This is a genomic window from Mucilaginibacter sp. (assembly GCF_028288205.1).
Lineage (GTDB): Bacteria > Bacteroidota > Bacteroidia > Sphingobacteriales > Sphingobacteriaceae > Mucilaginibacter.
Genome location: NZ_JAQBOD010000048.1, coordinates 175,587 through 195,596 on the forward strand (window position 1 = coordinate 175,587; position 20,010 = coordinate 195,596).

16 protein-coding genes are annotated in these 20,010 nt (G+C 37.2%); all 16 read right to left on the bottom strand.

Annotated features, from left to right (window positions below; all coding sequences use genetic code 11):
- Positions 1 to 19: 19 nt before the first annotated feature.
- Positions 20 to 1,057 carry an Ldh family oxidoreductase gene (locus JWR23_RS11650; RefSeq protein ID WP_299516255.1) on the bottom strand — a complete coding sequence of 346 codons (1,038 nt, stop codon included), beginning with the start codon at positions 1,055 to 1,057 and terminating at the stop codon, positions 20 to 22.
- 10 nt (positions 1,058 to 1,067) lie between these two features.
- Complete coding sequence (locus tag JWR23_RS11655; protein ID WP_299516257.1) at positions 1,068 to 1,790, bottom strand: hypothetical protein; 723 nt, start codon at positions 1,788 to 1,790, stop codon at positions 1,068 to 1,070.
- 1 nt (position 1,791) lies between these two features.
- A complete protein-coding gene (locus JWR23_RS11660; protein WP_299516259.1) occupies positions 1,792 to 2,313 on the bottom strand; it encodes a DJ-1/PfpI/YhbO family deglycase/protease in 522 nt (173 codons plus the stop codon).
- 5 nt (positions 2,314 to 2,318) lie between these two features.
- Complete coding sequence (locus JWR23_RS11665; protein ID WP_299516261.1) at positions 2,319 to 3,101, bottom strand: hypothetical protein; 783 nt, start codon at positions 3,099 to 3,101, stop codon at positions 2,319 to 2,321.
- A gap of 14 nt (positions 3,102 to 3,115) precedes the next feature.
- Positions 3,116 to 3,880, bottom strand: a complete 765-nt coding sequence (locus JWR23_RS11670; protein ID WP_299516263.1) for an aldolase/citrate lyase family protein — start codon at positions 3,878 to 3,880, stop codon at positions 3,116 to 3,118.
- A 4-nt stretch (positions 3,881 to 3,884) separates the two neighbouring features.
- Positions 3,885 to 5,699 carry a thiamine pyrophosphate-binding protein gene (locus tag JWR23_RS11675; RefSeq protein WP_299516265.1) on the bottom strand — a complete coding sequence of 605 codons (1,815 nt, stop codon included), beginning with the start codon at positions 5,697 to 5,699 and terminating at the stop codon, positions 3,885 to 3,887.
- Between the two features lie 7 nt (positions 5,700 to 5,706).
- A complete protein-coding gene (locus JWR23_RS11680; RefSeq protein ID WP_299516267.1) occupies positions 5,707 to 6,756 on the bottom strand; it encodes an NAD-dependent epimerase/dehydratase family protein in 1,050 nt (349 codons plus the stop codon).
- Complete coding sequence (gene rfbG / locus JWR23_RS11685) at positions 6,757 to 7,833, bottom strand: CDP-glucose 4,6-dehydratase (protein WP_299516269.1); 1,077 nt, start codon at positions 7,831 to 7,833, stop codon at positions 6,757 to 6,759.
- Between the two features lie 2 nt (positions 7,834 to 7,835).
- Positions 7,836 to 8,609, bottom strand: a complete 774-nt coding sequence (rfbF, locus tag JWR23_RS11690) for a glucose-1-phosphate cytidylyltransferase (protein ID WP_299516271.1) — start codon at positions 8,607 to 8,609, stop codon at positions 7,836 to 7,838.
- Between the two features lie 12 nt (positions 8,610 to 8,621).
- On the bottom strand, positions 8,622 to 9,647 hold the full coding sequence (locus JWR23_RS11695; protein ID WP_299516273.1) for an iron-sulfur cluster-binding domain-containing protein: 1,026 nt from the start codon (positions 9,645 to 9,647) through the stop codon (positions 8,622 to 8,624).
- A 3-nt stretch (positions 9,648 to 9,650) separates the two neighbouring features.
- Complete coding sequence (locus JWR23_RS11700; protein ID WP_299516275.1) at positions 9,651 to 10,739, bottom strand: lipopolysaccharide biosynthesis protein; 1,089 nt, start codon at positions 10,737 to 10,739, stop codon at positions 9,651 to 9,653.
- 23 nt (positions 10,740 to 10,762) lie between these two features.
- Entirely contained in the window at positions 10,763 to 13,264 is a 2,502-nt protein-coding gene (locus JWR23_RS11705) for an SLBB domain-containing protein (protein WP_299516276.1), read from the bottom strand.
- Positions 13,265 to 13,469: 205 nt separating this feature from the next.
- Complete coding sequence (locus JWR23_RS11710) at positions 13,470 to 14,405, bottom strand: GDP-L-fucose synthase (RefSeq protein WP_299516277.1); 936 nt, start codon at positions 14,403 to 14,405, stop codon at positions 13,470 to 13,472.
- Positions 14,406 to 14,428: 23 nt separating this feature from the next.
- Positions 14,429 to 15,391 carry a bifunctional heptose 7-phosphate kinase/heptose 1-phosphate adenyltransferase gene (locus JWR23_RS11715; RefSeq protein ID WP_299516278.1) on the bottom strand — a complete coding sequence of 321 codons (963 nt, stop codon included), beginning with the start codon at positions 15,389 to 15,391 and terminating at the stop codon, positions 14,429 to 14,431.
- 66 nt (positions 15,392 to 15,457) lie between these two features.
- On the bottom strand, positions 15,458 to 15,769 hold the full coding sequence (locus tag JWR23_RS11720) for a DUF3467 domain-containing protein (protein WP_299500009.1): 312 nt from the start codon (positions 15,767 to 15,769) through the stop codon (positions 15,458 to 15,460).
- 68 nt (positions 15,770 to 15,837) lie between these two features.
- Positions 15,838 to 20,010, bottom strand: a 4,173-nt coding sequence (gene rpoC, locus JWR23_RS11725; protein ID WP_299516279.1) for a DNA-directed RNA polymerase subunit beta', incomplete at its 5' end; no start/stop codon positions are given.

Here is a 20,010-nt window from a genome sequence, read left to right on the forward strand (position 1 = left end):
TGCCTTTATCATCTATTAACTACTTATATGTTGGAGGAACTACCGAAAGATTTTTTGACCATTTTGCAAACTCAGCAGCAAGGGCTTCGGTAACCGGTATGCCATTGGCCAATCTGTTTGCCTTACTAAGGTACTCCGGCTCGCCGGGGAACAGTATGTTATCTCCGTATTGTTTCACAGTTTCAATGGCTCTTGTGCCTACTGCTTTTACATACTCAAGTCCGCCAAATTTTTCGGGGTCGATAGCGATAACCAATGACCCTAACTTACGCGCCTTATCCAAATCGTCATACATCGGTGTTAACTCAGGGCCAAAACCCATACCATTTAGCGGCCCGCATAGCATATCAATTAAAAATGCCATTGCATAGCCTTTGTGTAACGCAGTAGGTTTAACTGCGATAATATCATTAGCTGTCACGCAATCATTGCCTTCGTTATCTACACCGTAACCTTTAGGTACTATACCATTTTCTCGTTTGGCATTCATAATATAATTCCACGGAATGATGCTAGTTGCCATATCTAAACAAATTGGCTTTTCGGCATCAGTTACAGGGAAAGCGATAGAAATTGGGTTGGTGCCAAAGAAGGGTTTTTTACCTCCGTGAGGAACCACAAAAGAGTCTGAATGCGTAAAAGCGATACCAACCATTCCAGCCGCTGCAATTTGCCTTGTGTATAAGCCTATAGCACCACAGTGTGATGAATTTTTAACACCAACAACACCGGCACCGGCTTCTTTTGCTAAAGCAATTGCTTGCTTGGCAGCTTCATGGAGTATAATTATACCATGACCATCGTCACCATCAACTATACCAGTTGCCACTGCTGTTTTGTTAAAAGTAATTTGAGGTTTAACTTTAATTGAACCTGTACTAAACCTGCTTAGATAATGCGTTATGCGCGCTATCCCGTGCGAGTCTGTCCCCCAGAGCGATGTTGTAGTTAACGATGTTGCAAGCGTTTGCGCATCGTTTAACTCAAGCCCTCGGGCTACAAATAGCTTTACTGCCCAATCAACGGCTTCATTATGATCTATAAAGTAATTGACCATTATTAAATTCTTAATTAAGTTTATTAAATATCAAAAATTGATAACTATCATCATTAATGTTTAAATGGGATGCATCAACTGGCTTTGCTTCACCCGATTCTATCACAACTTGGTTATCTTGCTTTATGAGGCCAGAAATAGGCACGATCATTACTGTCCAGTCATCGCACATGGGCCTATTTTTGCTTAGTTTTATTTGCATATTCCGAAACTCCCAGCCGGTATAGTGCTTATCTAAAAACGGAAAAAATTCGTATGCGTCAAAATTGTCTGAGTATTCTTTAGTTTTTTCGTACCCCGTATTTTGCCTGCCGTATGCATCGTTCATTCTTACAAGGTCGCCTTTCATTGGCGGGGTCTCTATTTCCATAATAAATGCGCCGCCGTCTGATACTGAGCGGGATGAATGGAATACACACGATTCTAGAACAACGCTATCCAACTTTTTCATCCAATATTTATCGTCGAGCGTGGTACACACAGCCTCTCCATCTAAAACTATTAACGAAGTCCGCTTTCTTTCATGGCAATGAAGCGAAGTTTCAAAGTCTTTTTTAATATAAAGGAACCATATTGCTACAATTTCGTTTTGAAACCATAGGTATTCATACCCCCATGGTTTATTTACAACTATATTACTATAATCGTAATCATTAGCATAATCAGATGATTCTACCTTTAACCTCGATAAGTTTTCGAAATCATTTAAAGAAGGGTAGACTTTATGGATCATTTTATGAATTTATTTTATAATAGCTATCAAGTGTAGTTTTAACCCAAATAGCATTATCTCTGAAATGTGGCGCAGTAACAATATTGCCATCGCTCATTACTGCTACATCATGATAGTTTGCACCTGCATTTATCAGGTCATCTTTACAACCTTTATAAATTGTCATGTCTTTCCCTTTAACTATTTGCGCAGATATAAGTACCCATGGGCCATGGCAAACCGAAGCAATAACTTTACCTTCAGTGTTCATATCTTGTATAAATTTCAATAATTCGGGTATTTGGCGCAACCTATCCGGAGATTCTAAACCACCGGGCACAATCAGCATATCATAATCTGCTGTATTAAGTTTCAATATATCAGCATTAGCTTTAATTGGCAAACCGTGTTTAGCCATAACATCAACCATCCCGTTGGTGGCTGTATCAACAATAAATCCATCTTCCTGTAGCCTATAATAAGGATATGCATATTCTGTATCCTCAACTGCTGGCCCTACAACAATAACCGCTCTTTTTTTCATTTCTTTTAATTTATCCCTAACCAGGGGCGTTTATTTAAATCGTATTGATGCTGCAAGTAAATCACGTCGCGCTCTGTATCAACATTTTGCCAAAATCCATCATGCTTATACATGTGCATTTGATCTTGGCTTAACAATTTGTCAAATGTTTCAGTCTCAAGGTCACATTCGTTTACCGGCGATAAGATTTTAAATATATCGTACTTAGCAACCATAAAACCACCATTTATTTTTGCAGATCCCATGTCCAATTTAGCCTGTGGGTTGTAATTAACAATACTATTGCCCTCAAAATAAAACGTGCCAAACCTTGATGGTGTATTTACGCCGGTAATGGTAAATAATTTATCATGCTCATTATGCTCTTTAAGTAACATATTGATGTTAACGTCAGACAGTATGTCTGAATAGGAGATAAAAAACGGTTCGTAATTTAAGTATCGCTGGCACCTTGCAACACGTGCTCCAGTGTGTGCAGTTAAGCCCGTATCAAGCAGTTTAATGGTCCAATCTTCTTCGGGTATTTTATTTAAAACCGATACTTCCCTGTTTTTAATGCTTACTTCAACATCGTGCAAATATTCAAACGCGTTGAGAAAGTAATTGCGTATCTGATCTCCACCAAAACCTAACGACAAAATAAACTCTGTATGGCCAAAGCTGGCAAACAGCTTCATTACATGCCATATTAAGGGTCTGTTGCCTATTTTTATCAAACATTTTGGTATCCTTAGCCTTGTATCGGAATCAATAACTCCACGGCCACCGCATAACAATACTACCTTCATTGCTTTTTTCTTTACTATAAGAATTTCTGAATGTCTTGCTTGTTTTTTTTGAAGCCCGACAAGATCATCTCCGAATCGATCCTGTAATTGATGTATTTCACGCCCTTTTCGCCCCAATATTTCACCCCTTCTGGAGTATCTGTAAATACCCCAGTAGCAACATTTGCTTCGTTGCAAGCAGCCAGTATTTCAGTGATTTTTTCTATTACTGTTGGGTGCCATATTTGTCCAGTCAGGCCTAAAGATTGACTCAAATCATATGGCCCAATAAAGATAACGTTAATTCCCCCAACCGAAAGTATTTTTTTGATATTGCCGGCACCTTCAACACCTTCTATTTGCAATATGATTAACGCTTTTGAATTAGCCGTATTAATATAGGTATCCTTAGGAATGTTGGAAAACTCGGCTGCTCTAACAAACCGGCATAACCCTCTATCACCTTCTGGATAAAACTTAGCATATTCTATCGCTTTCTTTGCATCTTCGGCTGTTTTAATATGCGGTATTTGAAAGCCGCCGATACCCATATCTGACAACCATTTAATATAACTTTCCTGTATGCCAGGTATCCTGGCTATCAGTTTTATATTCCTGTTTTCGGCAGCTAGTATTAATGGATACAAGTCAGATTGATTCATCAAACCACCATGTTCAAGATCTACAACGGCAAAGTCGTAACCTGCCATAGCAAGCATTTCAACAATTTCGGGACGAGGTGTGCGTAAAAAGGGGCCAATCAGCCTTTCTTTACTATTCAACCATTCTTTACTATCCATATAATTATGATTTTATTGCTAATGATTTTTCGTGAACGGGTACTATCATTGCTTGTTTTAGTTCTTCCCTATCAATAAAAGGGAACAGGTCTTCAAGAGGGGGTGATATAAATTTACCGTCAGGGTTGATATTGAAAGACGTTTTTGGAACTAGTGGCTGTAAAGCGTTAATGTATACTTCGCAAAGTACCGGGCCTTCTTCATCAAGCACTTTAGTAATTGTGCTGTCAATATCTTCCGGCTTTTCTAACTGATAAGCTTTTATACCAAACGCATTTGCTATTTGGGTGTAGTTTGGACAGCTAACTCCTGATGCAGCACCCGAGCCTGCAAGCTTGTTACCAAATAAATTATGTTGTGTGTGCTTAATTGTTAAATACCCATCGTTAATATAAACAAACAATTTTATGGGTAATTTATGATGCACTATGGTTTGTAATTCTTGCAAATTCATCATCATAGAGCCATCGCCTGATATTAAGATAACCTGTTTTTTATCGGAAGCTAAACTGGCACCTACAGCGCCAGGGATACCATAACCCATTTCGCCTAAACCGGTAGAAGTTATTACCCGCTGATCGTTTTTCAATTTTATTGCCTGGTGGGTGCATGTTAAAGCTGTACCCATATCAGTTAAAATAATCTCGTCGTTGCTAAAATGGTTTGATAATTTATCGATAAATTGGTAAGAATTTATTTCTGTAGTGCTTTTATAAAGTTTATTATCAATAACCGGGAATTTTTCCAACAGTTTTTTGCAGCTATCTATCCAAGACTGTTTGCTGCCTACGGGTTTGCTTACTGATAGTAAGCCTTCAATAAATTCTTTAGCATCAGCCTTATGTAATGTAAACGATGGGTCAGCACTAAATTTAGATAGTTCTGTCTCATCAATATCAATTATTATTTTTTGGGCCGCACGCGCAAACTCATTCAATTCGTAACCAATCTGGGGGATAGCCATGCGCGTGCCTACTGTAATAAGTAAATCGCAGTTTTGTACTACTAAATTGGCGGTACGCTGACCATAGGTACCCTCTCTTCCAAAATTAAGCGGGTGGTTTGAAGGGAGTAAGTCTACACCGTTCCATGCTAGTAAAAATGGCACACCCAATTTATCAACTAATCTTTTTAAAACATTTTGGCCGCCAGCTAAGCGCACGCCATTACCAAAAATAAATAGCGGCCTTTCAGCTTTATTTATCTTTTCAACAAGCTCGTTATAATCAATATTGGCAACGGTTTTATTTGTTTGGTCTTCCACCGGGTCATAATCTGGTAACAAATCAAAATCAACATTCATGGCCTGCAAATCTGTAGGTATATCTAACCATACCGGGCCTGGCCTGTCAGCCAATGCTAAATAAAATGATTTCTGCAATTCGTATTTTACTTGTTTTACGTCAGTTATTAAAACCGCGTATTTAGTAATATTACTTACGGTTTTTGCTATATCAAATCCCTGAACACCCCACATTCTAAGATTTTTATGATCATTCACAAATTGCGATTTCTCTTGCCCTGATATCACAATGCATGGTATTGAATCTGCCCAGGCATCAAGCACACCCGTTATAGCGTTTGTAGCGGCCCCGCCAGAGGTAGTGATCATTACTCCAAGCCTGTTACATACCCTGTAATAAGCTATTGAAGCAAGTACGCCACATTGCTCTTGATGAGGGTGTATAGAAACAAGGTCTTTATTATCAAGTATGGAGTTTAGCAGGTGGATATTACCGGCGCCTGATATCGAAAAAACATGTTTTACCGTGTTTTTAACAAGAAAATCAGCGATAAAATCAGATACTTTCATTTTCATAAATTTATTATTTATAACTTTTATAAGTTCTTGTAAAACCTTCTTTTGCGCCTACCACGGGTTTCCAGCCCAACTCCATTACTTTTTCAATGTTGGGTGTATTACGTATTAAAGGACTCTTCATGTAAAAATTGTTATCATTTGTCGGCATTTTAATAACTTCTACCGGCTCATCACCTATTTTTGAAATAATATTTGCCAGCTCTAATATACTATGTTCGGCAAAGGGATTGCCTACGTTATAAGCCTCACCATTTTTCCCCAATAAAAGTACTGTAAAGAAACCTGTAACAGCATCTGGCAAATAACAAAACGCCCGTCGGGCCGATCCGTCACTTTTTAGTTCTATAGCCTTGTTATTTAAAATGTTTGAAACAAAATCAGCATATACTCTACCATCTTTTAGATCCATTCCCGGGCCATAAGTATGAAAGGGTCTCACAACTTTCGCCTTTACCTTATATTGATGAAGATAACTAACGCACATATTCTCGCCCATTCTTTTGCTTTCCCCATAACAAGATCTTACTGCCATCGGATCTAAATAACCATAATAATCTTCCTTAACAGGGTTAAACCCATCTTCTACCTGGCCGTAAACTTCACCAGAACTAAAATATAAAAATGAATCAACTTGATTTTGTTTTGCAAGTTCAAGCATATTCATTGTACCAATTACATTTGCACTTAATGTACCTACAGGGTCAACACCATAATATTTAGGACTTGCCTGGCTCGCTGCATGAATAATATAATCTACTTTTTGGGTTATTTTGATTTTATTACATACATCTTGTTCTATAAATTCTAAATTTTTATTATCAAGATAATCCTTAAATCTCTGTTTTGCTTTTTCAATATTACGCACTAAAGCCAGCACTTTTAAATCAATTTTAGGATTTATTACATTGGCAAAAAGTAATGACTCGACCATATATGCAGGCAAAAACCCATTTGCTCCCGAAATCAAAATACACTTATTAGCAAACCTATCCCAATCAATATTTGAATTATAGATTGCTCTTAGATCTTCTTCTATGATTTTATTACTTGTCATTTATGTCAAAAATTCATTTACTTGGCTGTCAGTATATTTATCTATTTCATTTTTGTTTAAATAGAAATTTTTATACCAATTCATTGTATATTTTACTGCATTTTCGGCATTAAATTGGGGTTTCCATTTCAATTCATTATTTGCCTTACTTATGTCTAGTTTTAATAAACCGGCTTCATGGGGTTGATTTGATAACTGCACAATTTCATACTCACCAGTTTCCCAGAATTTTATAGAAAGTTCAACCATTTTTTTTACTGATAGTGCATCTTCCGCATACGGACCAAAATTATAAGCTTGGGCATATTTAACAGGATCTTTTGATAAATTCATACCTAAAATTAAATAGCCCTTAAGCGGTTCAAGTACATGCTGCCATGGCCTTATAGAATCCGGGTTTCTGACAATCACTTTTTCATTTTTATATAAAGCACGGGCTATGTCAGGTATTAACCTATCCTTTGCCCAGTCTCCCCCGCCAATTACATTACCCGCGCGGCCTACCGCTACTCCCTTACCGTGTTTATTATAATTGGCTAAATTAAAAAATGAATTACGATAGGAATCTATCACTAATTCTGTACACGCTTTGCTTGCACTGTATGGGTCATACCCTCCTAACCTATCTATTTCACGGTAAGGGTATTCCCATTCATTATTATGATATACTTTGTCAGTTGTAATTAATATGATACTGCAATTTTTTTCTAATGCCCTTACACCGTCAAGCAGGTTAGCTGTTCCTATTGCATTTATTTCAAAAGTTTCGGATGGTATTTGATAGGATAACCTCACCAATGGTTGAGCCGCCAGATGAAATATAAAATCTGGCTGAAAACTTATGATACTTTTTAATAGTAATTCTTTGTTCCGTAGATCTCCTATAACAGAATTACAAATATTCTGTCCATTGATCAAATTAAATAAATCAAATTTATTTTCTGGCACTAAGGCATATCCTTTTACTTCCGCACCTAATATAGTTAGTACTTTTAATAGCCATGAGCCTTTAAAACCAGTATGTCCCGTTAAAAAAACTTTCTTACCTGAATATATCTTTTTTAATTCGTCAAGCATTGTTACCAAATTTTCCAGGGTGCTTTATTACTATCCCACATTTCATTTAAATCATGTTTATCTTTTAGTGTATCCATCGGTCGCCAAAACCCATCATGTTTATATGCTTTCATCTGCCCATCTTTTGCAATGTTTTCCATAGGCTGTTGCTCCCAAACTGTAGGGTCGCCATCTTTAATATAATTAAAGATATCTGGTTGGCATACAAAATACCCGCCATTTATCCAGGAACCATCTCCTTTCGGTTTTTCCAAAAATGATTTAACTGACATATCGGTTGCAAGATCCAAAGCACCAAAACGCCCTGATGGCTGTACAGAAGTAACTGTACATAATCTGCCATGACCTTCATGATAACTCAATAAATTTTTAATATTAATATCACTTACCCCATCACCGTAGGTAAGCATAAATGTCTCATTACCAACATGAGGTTGTATGCGCTTTATACGCCCTCCAGTCATTGAATCATTACCGGTATCTACTAAAGTAATTTTCCAGGGTTCTGCTTGTGAATCATGCACTTTAATTGAATTATCAGATAAATCTATCGTTACGTCGGACTTATGAAGGAAATAGTTTGCAAAATACTCCTTTATTAAATATCCTTTATAGCCCAGGCAAACAACAAAATCATTAAACCCATAAGCGGAATAAATTTTCATAATATGCCATAATATGGGCATACCACCTATTTCGATCATTGGCTTAGGCTTTAAAACAGTCTCTTCAGATAATCGGGTGCCTAAACCACCTGCCAGGAGTACTACTTTCATATAGCTAATTTTTTAATCAATTTCAAATATAATATTATCTGTAAGTGGATAACTACAACATAGTAATCTTTCATTATCTTCTAATTTGTGTTCTGATGCTTCCGTACTAATTTTCTTTACTTCACCGGATATTAATTTTGCTTTACAAAGTGTACAACTTCCTGTTTGACAAGAATACGGCAAATCAATTTGACGGTCTAATCCTGCTTCCAAAATACTCTTCCCTCTTACAACCTCAATCTTAAATCTGTCATTACCTTTTATTATTTCAATAAATCGGCTTTGTATTTCTTTGAGTTCATTTTCATTTATGATATGTTCAAAATCTTCTGAAAATATTTGATCTCTTGTCAGTCCTTGATTTAATAATTCATTTTTTACAGTTTCCTTTAATCCTATAGGACCACATATGTAATGAATAGTTTTTTTTTTATCCTTTATATCTTCAAAAACTTTAGCAACATCATCTGCATTAATTCTTCCATATTTCGCATCCAATTTTTCTTCCTCTGTACAAAACAGTCTTAGTGAAAATTGATTAACATATTGCTTTTTAAACTGTACTAACTGGCCATAAAAAATAGTTTTTTCTAAGCTCTTATTACAATATGATAAAATAATTCTTTGTACATTGGCATGAAGGGCAGTTTTAAGTATAGACATAAGGGGTGTAATTCCACTTCCTGCACCCCATAAAAACAATTCGTTATTATAATGAATATCGGTTTTATAAACAAAATCACCAATCGGTTCCATTACTTCTAACAGGTCACCTTCTTTAATTACATCCATTAAATGATTGGAAACAATGCCATGAAGCAACCGTTTTACAGTTATATTTAATGTACTATCTATACCAGGCGATGACGATAATGAATAAGGCCGTTTATACTTTCTATTATTAATAGTAATAATTAATGTTATGTATTGACCCGAAACATACTGTATTTTCCTTAAAGCAGGTTGTTTAAAACAAATTGTACAAGCATCTTCAGTTTCTCTTAATATTTCAACTATTTTTAATGTATAGGTTATCATCCTTTACAACATTATTGCCTTAAAAAATTTAGTAATCGACATGGCTAATATTGTTAAAAATATTGCTACAGCTCCTCCTATAATCAGTCCTTTTAATTTACCTGTTCTCTCCTTTTCCAAAGGCAAAATCGGCCTATCAATCACTTGTATCAAAGGGGTTTCTTGTAATAAAGACATCTTAGCCATTTCTAAATTCTTAACTAACTCCCCTAAAATAGCTGTATTAGCTTGCACATCAACTTGCCTGCGCTGAGATGGCACATGTAAAGTTTGCAACGCTGGATTAGGGTTTGGGGCGGCGTCAATAGATGAAGCAACACCAGATATAGCACCATTCAAAGCGCGCCGCACAGAATCTGTCTGACGCTGCAATATAGCCACATTCTTACTTGATTTTTCTGTTTTTGTTTGCACATAAAAATCTGATACAACTTTGGCCAATACTTCTGTAAAGTATTTTGAAAAAAGTTCATTAGTAGATTTAACACTAAGCGAAATTATACTCAATTTTTTATCAACCTTATCCACGGTCAAATTATTGGTAATTAAAGTTTTATGAAATGCACCCAATATACTATCCTGTTTTAAAGTAAATTTTGAACGGTCGGCGTCCGGTAAAAAATGGATGTTTTCTAATTCCGGCTTACCTTTCCAACCTTCACGAATTTTATTACAGTCAATATAATATTCAGCCAGGGTTTCCCTTTTGCCCTCAATAACTACAGGATTTAGTAGCGCCTTCTCCACCATCGTGCGCGATTTCATTAATTGCAATAAATTATCCCCGGAAAATTCACTACCGCCGCCACCGCCACCTAAATCTATCCCAAACTGACTTGCTAAACCCAATGCACTGCCAAGTCCCCCACCAGATTTTTCATCCTGCAAAGCAAAACTGAGTTCCGCTGTATAAATTGGCTTTTTAAAATATGCATAGGTTAAGCCAATAGCGCCTCCAATGATACCCGCGACCAGGATAATTACCCATTTTGATAAAAGATAACGCCACCATTCCTGCATTTTCAGGATTAGCTCTTTCAAAGTAATTTCCTCTGAATTATTTAAGTTTTCTTCCAGATCAACTTTGACCATTATAGTAATAAATCTTTATTGAATTATTTGGTAACACTTATTATACCTAATATTATAGCTCCTAATGATGCCAGTCCTGTAGCAAAGCCTAATATTTCCTGGGCTGTATTTCCTTTAGGTTCTGGTTTTTTAGGTACAAATATTTCACTCCCGGGTTTAACTTTGGGATGGTTATTAAAAAACAAAACTTTAGTTGTTCCTTTAACAGTTCCATTAGGATAAACAACGTATGCACCGCGCTTTAAAGCATTGGCCGAAAATCCCCCTGCATTTAAAACATACCCCCTAAAGGATTTTCCACCAGTATAAACTATTGCACTTGGGTAAAGCACCTCTCCGTTTACTCTAACAGTTTGCTGTTCTTTGGGCACTCTTAAAACGTCTCCATTCTCTAATATCAAATCATCTCCCTCACCCGGGTGTTGCAATATCTTTTTAAGATTAATACCTATATAATTATTTCTAAACTGTTCTATATCAACAGTGCTTTTTGTAGTATCCTTGTAACTGCTTTGCAGTCTTCTTAAACGATCGGTACGTTCTTTATTTAATGCTGTAGTATCAAGTTTGGTTTTATCAACACCAAGTATGGCTGCATTGTCTCTTTTTAAACTACCACCTTCTATATCGGCAGATTGGGTTAAACCACCGGTACGGCGAATCAGATCTGATATTTTTTCATTTTTATTTTGAATAGTATAATATCCCGGGAAAATTACTTCACCTTCAACTTTTACTATTTTTTGTGTCTCGTATCCCGGTAAGCTATATACCGATACAATATCAAATGGCTTAAGTGAGAAATTAATGTCTTCGAATTTCAAATTAGCATCAACGTTTACACTATATACTTGTGCTACCCTGCTATTTTTTAAACTAGGGTCACTGTCATACACTCTACGCGATACTTCAATACGTTTAGAGCTTGCCCCTTCAGCAAAACCACCTGCTTTAATAATCAGATCTGCAACCTTCATGCTATCAGCATAATTAAAATCACCCGGCTTTCTTACCTGCCCCTTAATAGAAACGCTATACCTATCGTGCAGATCAAATACTGATGTTATTGATACACTATCCTCTCGTTGTAAAACAATATCCGCTGATGGCTTTGTTAACGCGTCCTGTACGTTAAAAGAAATTTGTTGTATTGAGTTATCGGGGTTAAGTCTGATAATGCTTCCGCGGCCGGTAAATGCATCTTCTTTTAAGCCACCCGCATTTTTTATTAACTGTGCTATGGTTAGTCCGTTTTTTAATTCAAATTCACCAGGCCTAAAAACAGCTCCTTTTATAGTTACCCTGTTTTCATACCTGTCCAATATCCTGGCAATAGTAAATTTATCCCCGCGTAATGGAGTGTATTTACTATAATCAGCTTCAAATACATCTTTAAAACGGTGTTGCTGACCGCTAACCTGATCTACTTTAATTCGTTCAGTGTACGCCTGATCTGTAAATCCACCGGCATAGTTTAAAATGTCTTGTAGTTTTTCGCCGGTTAATGTTTCAAATATTGCCGGCACTTTCACTTCACCCTTCAACTCAACATGTGCTCCATAAGGCGGCACCCGTATTAAATCCTGATCCCGCAATACAATATTACTTTTTCCACCGCCATGCGTTATAAAATCATACAGATCAAGTTGGCTTATTACTTTATTATTTCTTACAATCTCAATTTTACGGAATGAACCAATATCGTTAGGCCCACCTGCTGCATATAAAGCATCAAATGCTGTTGATAACGATGATAATGAATAAGTACCCGGTTTAACTAACTCACCTTGCAAAATAACATTAATAGTACGTATATCACCTAAACTAACTTGAACAGCAGTGCCTTTACCAATAGCGTAATTATTAGCTGCCAACCTGCTTTTTATAGCTATAGTAGCTTGCTCTATAGTTCTCCCGCTTACATTTAATATTCCAACACCGGGAATATTAATATTACCTTCCGGAGAAACAGGAAGAGTCCAGCTTGCAACCGAGTTACCATAAACATCAATTTTTAACTTATCATCAGGTCCGATAATATAATTTACAGGGGTTGCCAATTTTAAATTTGGCTGAAACGTATTTGCTTTGCTGTTTCTAAATAGGCTGGCACCAAATACTTTAGGCTGAAGATCTTTAAATAGATCAATTCTGTTTTGCCTGTTTAATGTATCATCTTGTTGATAATTTTTACGGGCCGATGATTGATTATTAGTAGTATCACTACCGTAGCCACTTGTTGCGCCGCTATTACCATCTTTTTTACGTATATCAGCTATTCTTGATTGTAATCGTTGAACTTGAGCGGGAGGCAAATTTCTGCCTTGAGCCATCTGTATCAATTGCGCATCACTTAACCCTTGTGACTGTGCAGATTGCATCATCTGCCTTATTTGAGCATCCGAAGCATCATCGACATTATAGTTTGATAAATTTTGAGGCAGAGATTGAGCAGAGGCGGGTTTATGAGCTAAAAAGCATAAAACAACCACCAATAATGCTACATAGATTTTTAAATTATTCATGTTTTATAATAAACCACAGTAGTAATTACATTACTAACTACTAATTTGACTACTGCAATAATAAGCAAATTAAACTATTTTAGGTTGACGAAAACGGTTATAGAATTGATTTTTTTATAAAAAACTATTAGTTTAGGTTAATAATTGCGCTGCAATTAAAATAATTGCCAGGTATATATTTATTTGTTTATAGCTATAACTGGTGTTATTTTATTACTATGTTCTTTAAAAAATCCTGGTAAGCCAGCTTAATTCCTTCCTCAAGTTCAACAGTGTGTTTCCAACCTTTGCTATGTAATTTGCTCACATCCATTAATTTTCGTGGTGTGCCATCAGGTTTAGTTGCATCAAATTGTATTTCACCCTTATAGCCAACAATGGCTTTTATAAGCAATGCCAGGTCTTTAATTGACAAGTCTTCGCCAGTGCCAATATTTATCAATCCGGCCTCATCATAATTTTTCATCAGATAATAGCAGGCTTCAGCAAGGTCATCAGCAAATAAAAACTCACGTTTAGGTGTCCCGCTACCCCAAATAGTTACAGCATCTATATTTTGTTCTTTGGCTTCATGAAACCGCCTGATTAAAGCAGGTAAAACATGTGAGTTTTGCGGATGATAATTATCATTGTATCCATACAGGTTAGTAGGCATTACTGATATATAGTTACACCCGTATTGCACTCGGTAAGCATCGCACATCTTTATGCCTGCAATCTTAGCTATAGCGTAAGGTTCATTTGTCTCTTCGAGCGGGCCTGTTAACAAATATTCTTCTTTTAAAGGCTGTGGGGCCAATTTAGGATAAATACAACTCGAGCCTAAAAACATCAACTTTTTTACGCCATTAACATATGATGAATTGATAACATTATTCTGTATCTGCAAATTATCATATAAAAATTCTGCTCTGTAAGTATCATTGGCAATAATGCCCCCAACTTTAGCTGCTGCTAAAAACACATAGTCTGGCTTTTCCTGTTCAAAAAAATCGGCAACCTGCTGCTGGCTGCGCAGGTCCAGTTCAGAAGATATACGAGTTATAATATTTGTATACCCTTCCTTTTCCAGCTTACGATAAATAGCCGAACCCACCATTCCTCTATGCCCGGCAATATATATTTTGGAGTTTATATCCATTATTAAATATTTATGTTTTTATATTATTTGCTGTTCAAATTATTAATTTCCTCTATCGTGGCTACAGCGCTGCCAAATTTAGCCACAACAATTGCTGCCGCGCTATTTGCCAAATCACAGGCTTCGGATATGGATAATTTATTAGCTAATGCAAAAGCTAAAGCTGCAACTACCGTATCACCCGCACCTGTTACATCAAACACATCGAGCGCTTTGGTAGGCTTTTTTGTCAGTTTGTTTTGATCATAAATAGCTATACCATCTTCTGACAGGGTAACAATAACAGTTTGGCAAGCTGTAACATCGGCAATTTTTTTACAGGCTTGTTCAAGCGTATCATCATTAATAATACTTATACCTGACGCTAAAGAGGCTTCTTTTTTATTGGGCTTTATTAAAGTAGCTTTGTAATATTTTGACAGATCTTTATCCTTTGAATCAACTATAGTAATTACTTTATTACCAGCACATAATTTAATAATATTTTTTACCAAACGCGTGCTTAATACGCCCTTACAATAATCAGATAATATTACAACATCAAGTTCTGTAATCTTTGTTTTTAAAAACTCAAATATGTCATCAGCAATAGCCTCGGTACAATAAACCTTATCTTCCTTATCCAGCCTTATTAACTGATGCCTGTTTACAACTACCCTTGATTTTATAGTGGTACGCCGGTTACTATCCTTTGCAAGATGATAAAAAGATGGCGTAATTTTTTGCAGCTCTTCAACAACAATCTGGCTTGTATCGTCATTACCGCTTATACTTATAAGTGAACCCTCACAACCAAAAGCCTGCAAATTTTTAAGCACGTTGCCTGCTCCTCCTAAACTATAAACCTCATCAGTTACGTCAATGATTTGCACAGGAGCTTCAGGCGAAATACGATCACACGAACCATTAATATAATGGTCAAGCATTATATCGCCTATTACACAAATTTTTGCTTTTTTATGGTCAGGGAATTTGTATACAGGCATTAGTTATATAAATTGATAAAATGCAAATATCGTTAAATAAGATAAATAATAAAGCGTAATAATTTGCTACGCCTGACCCATTGTACCGCCAAAATTCATTGGGAACCCGGATGTTTCCTGCTGTACTTTAATTCGGCCATTTGCTGCTTCAAATTTTTCAATATTATCTCCAAGGGCCGTTAATAATCTTTTGGCATGCTCCGGCGTTAAAATTATACGTGATTTTACTTTTGCCTTAGGTATACCCGGCATAACACGAATAAAATCAAGTACAAACTCTGAGCTTGAATGGGTTATTATCGCCAGGTTTGAATAAATGCCTTCTGCAATTTCTTCAGAAAGTTCAATATTTAATTGGTTTTCGCTTGGTTCTTCCATACTGCTAAAATAGCAAAAGCCTTCCGTTTTGCGGAAGGCTTGCTAATTTATTTATTGACTTATATTGATTAAGCTTCTACTTCTTCAGCTTTTGAAGCCATTAAGCGATCAAATTCCTCTTGTGAACCTACACGGATATTTTCGTATTCGCGTAAACCGGTTCCTGATGGAATAAGGTGACCAACAATTACGTTTTCTTTCAAGCCAAGCATTAAATCTTTCTTACCTGCAATTGCTGCTTCGTTCAGCACCTTAGTGGTTTCCTGGAACGATGCTGCAGAGATAAACGATTTAGTACCTAATGATGCACGGGTGATACCCTGCAACATTGGGCTTGAAGTAGCCGCGATAGCGTCACGCACTTCAACCAGTTTTAAATCTTTACGTTTTAAAATTGAGTTTTCGTCTCTTAACCTACGTACAGATAGTATCTGTCCCGCTTTCAGTGTTGCAGAATCTCCCGGCTCAACAACAACCTTTTTATCAAAGATGTCGTCATTTTCCAGCATGAAATCCCAACTGTCAACAGCTTCTTTCTCTAAGAAACGGGTATCGCCCGCGTCTTCGATAGCTACTTTCTGCATCATTTGGTGAACAATAACCTCAAAGTGTTTATCATTGATCTTCACACCTTGTAAACGGTAAACTTCTTGTATACCATTAACCAGGTACTCCTGTACTGCAGCCGGGCCTTTAATAGCCAGGATATCAGCAGGAGATATTGAACCATCAGATAACGGCATACCTGCCTTCACAAAGTCATTATCCTGTACAAGGATATGTTTAGACAATGGAACAAGGTATTTTTTAACTTGTCCGTCTTTTGATTCAATAGTGATCTCACGATTACCACGCTTAACGCCACCTAAGGTTACAACACCGTCAATTTCGGTAACTACAGCAGGGTTTGATGGGTTACGTGCTTCAAATAACTCTGTTACACGTGGTAAACCACCGGTGATATCTCTTGTTTTACCTGTTGAACGAGGTATTTTAGCAATGATCTGTCCTGTTTGTAATTTCTCTCCTTCATCAACGGCGATGTGAGCGCCTACCGGGATGTTATATCCTTTAATAAGGTTTCCTTTATTATCAGCAACCTGGATAACCGGGTTCTTGGTTTTATCTCTTGTATCAATAATTACCTTTTCGCGGTGACCTGTTTGCTCATCAGATTCTTCACGGAAAGTGATACCCTCTAATACAGCTTCAAACTGCGCCACACCGGCAAATTCTGATATGATAACCGCGTTGTACGGATCCCATGAACAAATACGGTCGCCTTTTTTAATCTTGCTGTTATCTTTAATGTATAAGTATGAACCATATGGAATGTTGTTGGTTACAATAACTTTATTGCTTCCTTCCTCAACTATACGGAACTCGCCCGAACGGCCTAATACTACATCTACAATGCCGTCTTCAGTTTTATATTCAACCGTACGCACATTTTCAAATTCAATAACACCGTCAAACCTCGCGTTAATTTGTGATTCTGCAGCAATGTTTGATGCAGTACCACCCACGTGGAATGTACGTAATGTTAACTGTGTACCCGGCTCACCGATTGATTGTGCAGCAATTACACCAACAGCCTCGCCTTTTTGCACGCGTTTACCGCTTGCAAGGTTACGGCCATAACATAATGCGCATACACCGCGTTTGCTTTCGCATGTTAATACCGAACGTATTTCAATACCTTCTAACGGAGAGTTTTCAATTGTTTTACCAATCTCTTCTGTAATATCCTGACCTGCTGATACTAACAATTCATTAGTAATAGGGTCAAACACATCATGTAAAGAGGTACGGCCCAAAATACGGTCATATAATGGCTCAACAATATCCTCGTTATCTTTTAACGCGGTAGTGTATATACCTCTTAAAGTTCCGCAATCAACAGTACCAACTATCATATCCTGTGCAACGTCATGTAAACGACGGGTCAGGTAACCAGCATCAGCTGTTTTCAATGCTGTATCGGCCAAACCTTTACGTGCACCGTGAGTTGAAATAAAGTATTCTAATACAGACAAACCTTCTTTAAAGTTTGAAAGGATCGGATTCTCGATAATTTCACCACCTGAACCTGATTTTTGAGGCTTAGCCATCAAACCACGCATACCTGCAAGCTGACGGATCTGCTCTTTAGAACCACGCGCACCCGAATCAAGCATCATGTAAACAGAGTTAAAGCCCTGGTTATCGTTGCTCAATATATCCATTACATTCGCTGTTAAGCGATTGTTGATACGTGTCCAGATATCGATGATCTGATTGTAACGCTCATTATTAGTAATGAAACCCATATTATAGTTACCCATTACTTCTTCCACTTGTTTAGAAGCTTGTGCAATAAGTGTAACTTTTTCTGCAGGGATATTTATATCCTTTAAATTAAATGATAAACCACCCTGGAACGCCATTCTGAAACCTAATTCCTTAATATCATCAAGGAACTGGGCAGCGCGGGCCATACCTGTGATTTTTACTACCTCACCAATAATATCACGTAATGATTTTTTGGTAAGCAACTCATTTATATAACCTACTTCAACCGGAACGTGCTCGTTAAACAACACACGGCCAACAGTAGTATCAATGATCTTGCTTACAATACCACCATCACGTTCTTTAATCAAAACCTTAACCTTTATAAACGCGTGCAGGTCAATTTTACGCTCATTGTAAGCGATAATAACTTCTTCAGATGAGTAGAAGATTAAACCTTCGCCTTTTACAACACGACCCTCATCAGTTTTACGGCCCTTGGTTATGTAGTATAACCCAAGCACCATATCCTGTGATGGAACGGTAATAGGTGTTCCGTTAGCAGGGTTTAAGATATTGTGCGACGCAAGCATTAATACCTGTGCCTCTAATATTGCAGCGTTACCCAGTGGTACGTGAACAGCCATCTGGTCACCGTCAAAATCCGCGTTAAAGGCGGTACAAGTTAACGGGTGCAGTTGTATAGCTTTACCTTCAACCAGTTTTGGCTGGAATGATTGTATACCTAACCTGTGTAGCGTAGGTGCACGGTTTAATAATACCGGGTGACCCTTCAATACGTTTTCTAATATATCCCAAACTAATGGGTCCTTACGGTCGACTATTTTCTTGGCAGATTTTACTGTTTTAACCACACCACGCTCAATCATCTTGCGAATGATAAATGGTTTAAACAATTCGGCAGCCATATCTTTTGGTAAACCGCACTCGTGTAATTTAAGGTTAGGACCTACAACAATTACCGAACGGGCTGAATAATCAACACGTTTACCTAATAAGTTTTGACGGAAACGGCCTTGTTTACCCTTCAGGATGTCTGAAAGTGATTTCAATGCACGGTTACCTTCGGTTTTCACCGCGTTTACTTTACGTGAGTTATCAAATAACGAGTCAACAGCTTCCTGCAACATACGTTTTTCGTTACGTAAAATAACTTCCGGTGCTTTTATCTCGATCAAACGTTTTAAACGGTTGTTACGGATAATTACACGACGGTAAAGATCATTTAGATCTGACGTTGCAAAACGGCCACCTTCAAGAGGTACTAACGGGCGCAATTCGGGCGGGATAACCGGAACGATCTTAACGATCATCCACTCAGGGTTATTCTCTATCCTTGTTTTTGCACCACGGAAAGCCTCAACAACCTGTAAGCGTTTTAGCGCTTCGTTTTTACGTTGTTGCGAAGTTTCTGTAGCTGCCTGGTGGCGTAAGCTAAATGATAATTCATCAAGGTCAATACGTTTTAATAATTCTTCCAAAGCTTCTGCACCCATTTTGGCTACAAATTTCTGCGGATCCTTATCATCTAAGTATTGATTTTCTTTTGGAAGGGTATCTAATATATCCAGGTATTCTTCTTCTGTAAGGAAGTCCATTTTCTGGATTCCGTCACTTTCTTTAATACCAGCCTGGATAACTACATATCTTTCATAATATATGATTAGATCAAGTCTTTTTGTTGGTAAGCCCAATAAGTAACCAATTTTATTTGGCAACGAACGGAAATACCAGATGTGAGCAACCGGAACCACCAAATTAATGTGTCCCATACGCTCACGACGTACTTTTTTCTCGGTTACTTCAACACCGCAGCGATCACAAACTATACCCTTGTAACGGATACGTTTGTATTTACCGCAATGGCACTCGTAATCTTTAACCGGACCAAAAATACGCTCGCAAAATAAACCATCACGCTCAGGCTTATAGGTCCTGTAGTTAATGGT

Coding starts and splice junctions, on each gene's coding strand:
- JWR23_RS11650 (WP_299516255.1), bottom strand. CDS start 1,057: ATGGTCAATTACTTTATAGATCATAATGAAGCCGTTGATTGGGCAGTA.
- JWR23_RS11655 (WP_299516257.1), bottom strand. CDS start 1,790: ATGATCCATAAAGTCTACCCTTCTTTAAATGATTTCGAAAACTTATCG.
- JWR23_RS11660 (WP_299516259.1), bottom strand. CDS start 2,313: ATGAAAAAAAGAGCGGTTATTGTTGTAGGGCCAGCAGTTGAGGATACA.
- JWR23_RS11665 (WP_299516261.1), bottom strand. CDS start 3,101: ATGAAGGTAGTATTGTTATGCGGTGGCCGTGGAGTTATTGATTCCGAT.
- JWR23_RS11670 (WP_299516263.1), bottom strand. CDS start 3,880: ATGGATAGTAAAGAATGGTTGAATAGTAAAGAAAGGCTGATTGGCCCC.
- JWR23_RS11675 (WP_299516265.1), bottom strand. CDS start 5,699: ATGAAAATGAAAGTATCTGATTTTATCGCTGATTTTCTTGTTAAAAAC.
- JWR23_RS11680 (WP_299516267.1), bottom strand. CDS start 6,756: ATGACAAGTAATAAAATCATAGAAGAAGATCTAAGAGCAATCTATAAT.
- rfbG (WP_299516269.1), bottom strand. CDS start 7,833: ATGCTTGACGAATTAAAAAAGATATATTCAGGTAAGAAAGTTTTTTTA.
- rfbF (WP_299516271.1), bottom strand. CDS start 8,609: ATGAAAGTAGTACTCCTGGCAGGTGGTTTAGGCACCCGATTATCTGAA.
- JWR23_RS11695 (WP_299516273.1), bottom strand. CDS start 9,647: ATGATAACCTATACATTAAAAATAGTTGAAATATTAAGAGAAACTGAA.
- JWR23_RS11700 (WP_299516275.1), bottom strand. CDS start 10,739: ATGGTCAAAGTTGATCTGGAAGAAAACTTAAATAATTCAGAGGAAATT.
- JWR23_RS11705 (WP_299516276.1), bottom strand. CDS start 13,264: ATGAATAATTTAAAAATCTATGTAGCATTATTGGTGGTTGTTTTATGC.
- JWR23_RS11710 (WP_299516277.1), bottom strand. CDS start 14,405: ATGGATATAAACTCCAAAATATATATTGCCGGGCATAGAGGAATGGTG.
- JWR23_RS11715 (WP_299516278.1), bottom strand. CDS start 15,391: ATGCCTGTATACAAATTCCCTGACCATAAAAAAGCAAAAATTTGTGTA.
- JWR23_RS11720 (WP_299500009.1), bottom strand. CDS start 15,769: ATGGAAGAACCAAGCGAAAACCAATTAAATATTGAACTTTCTGAAGAA.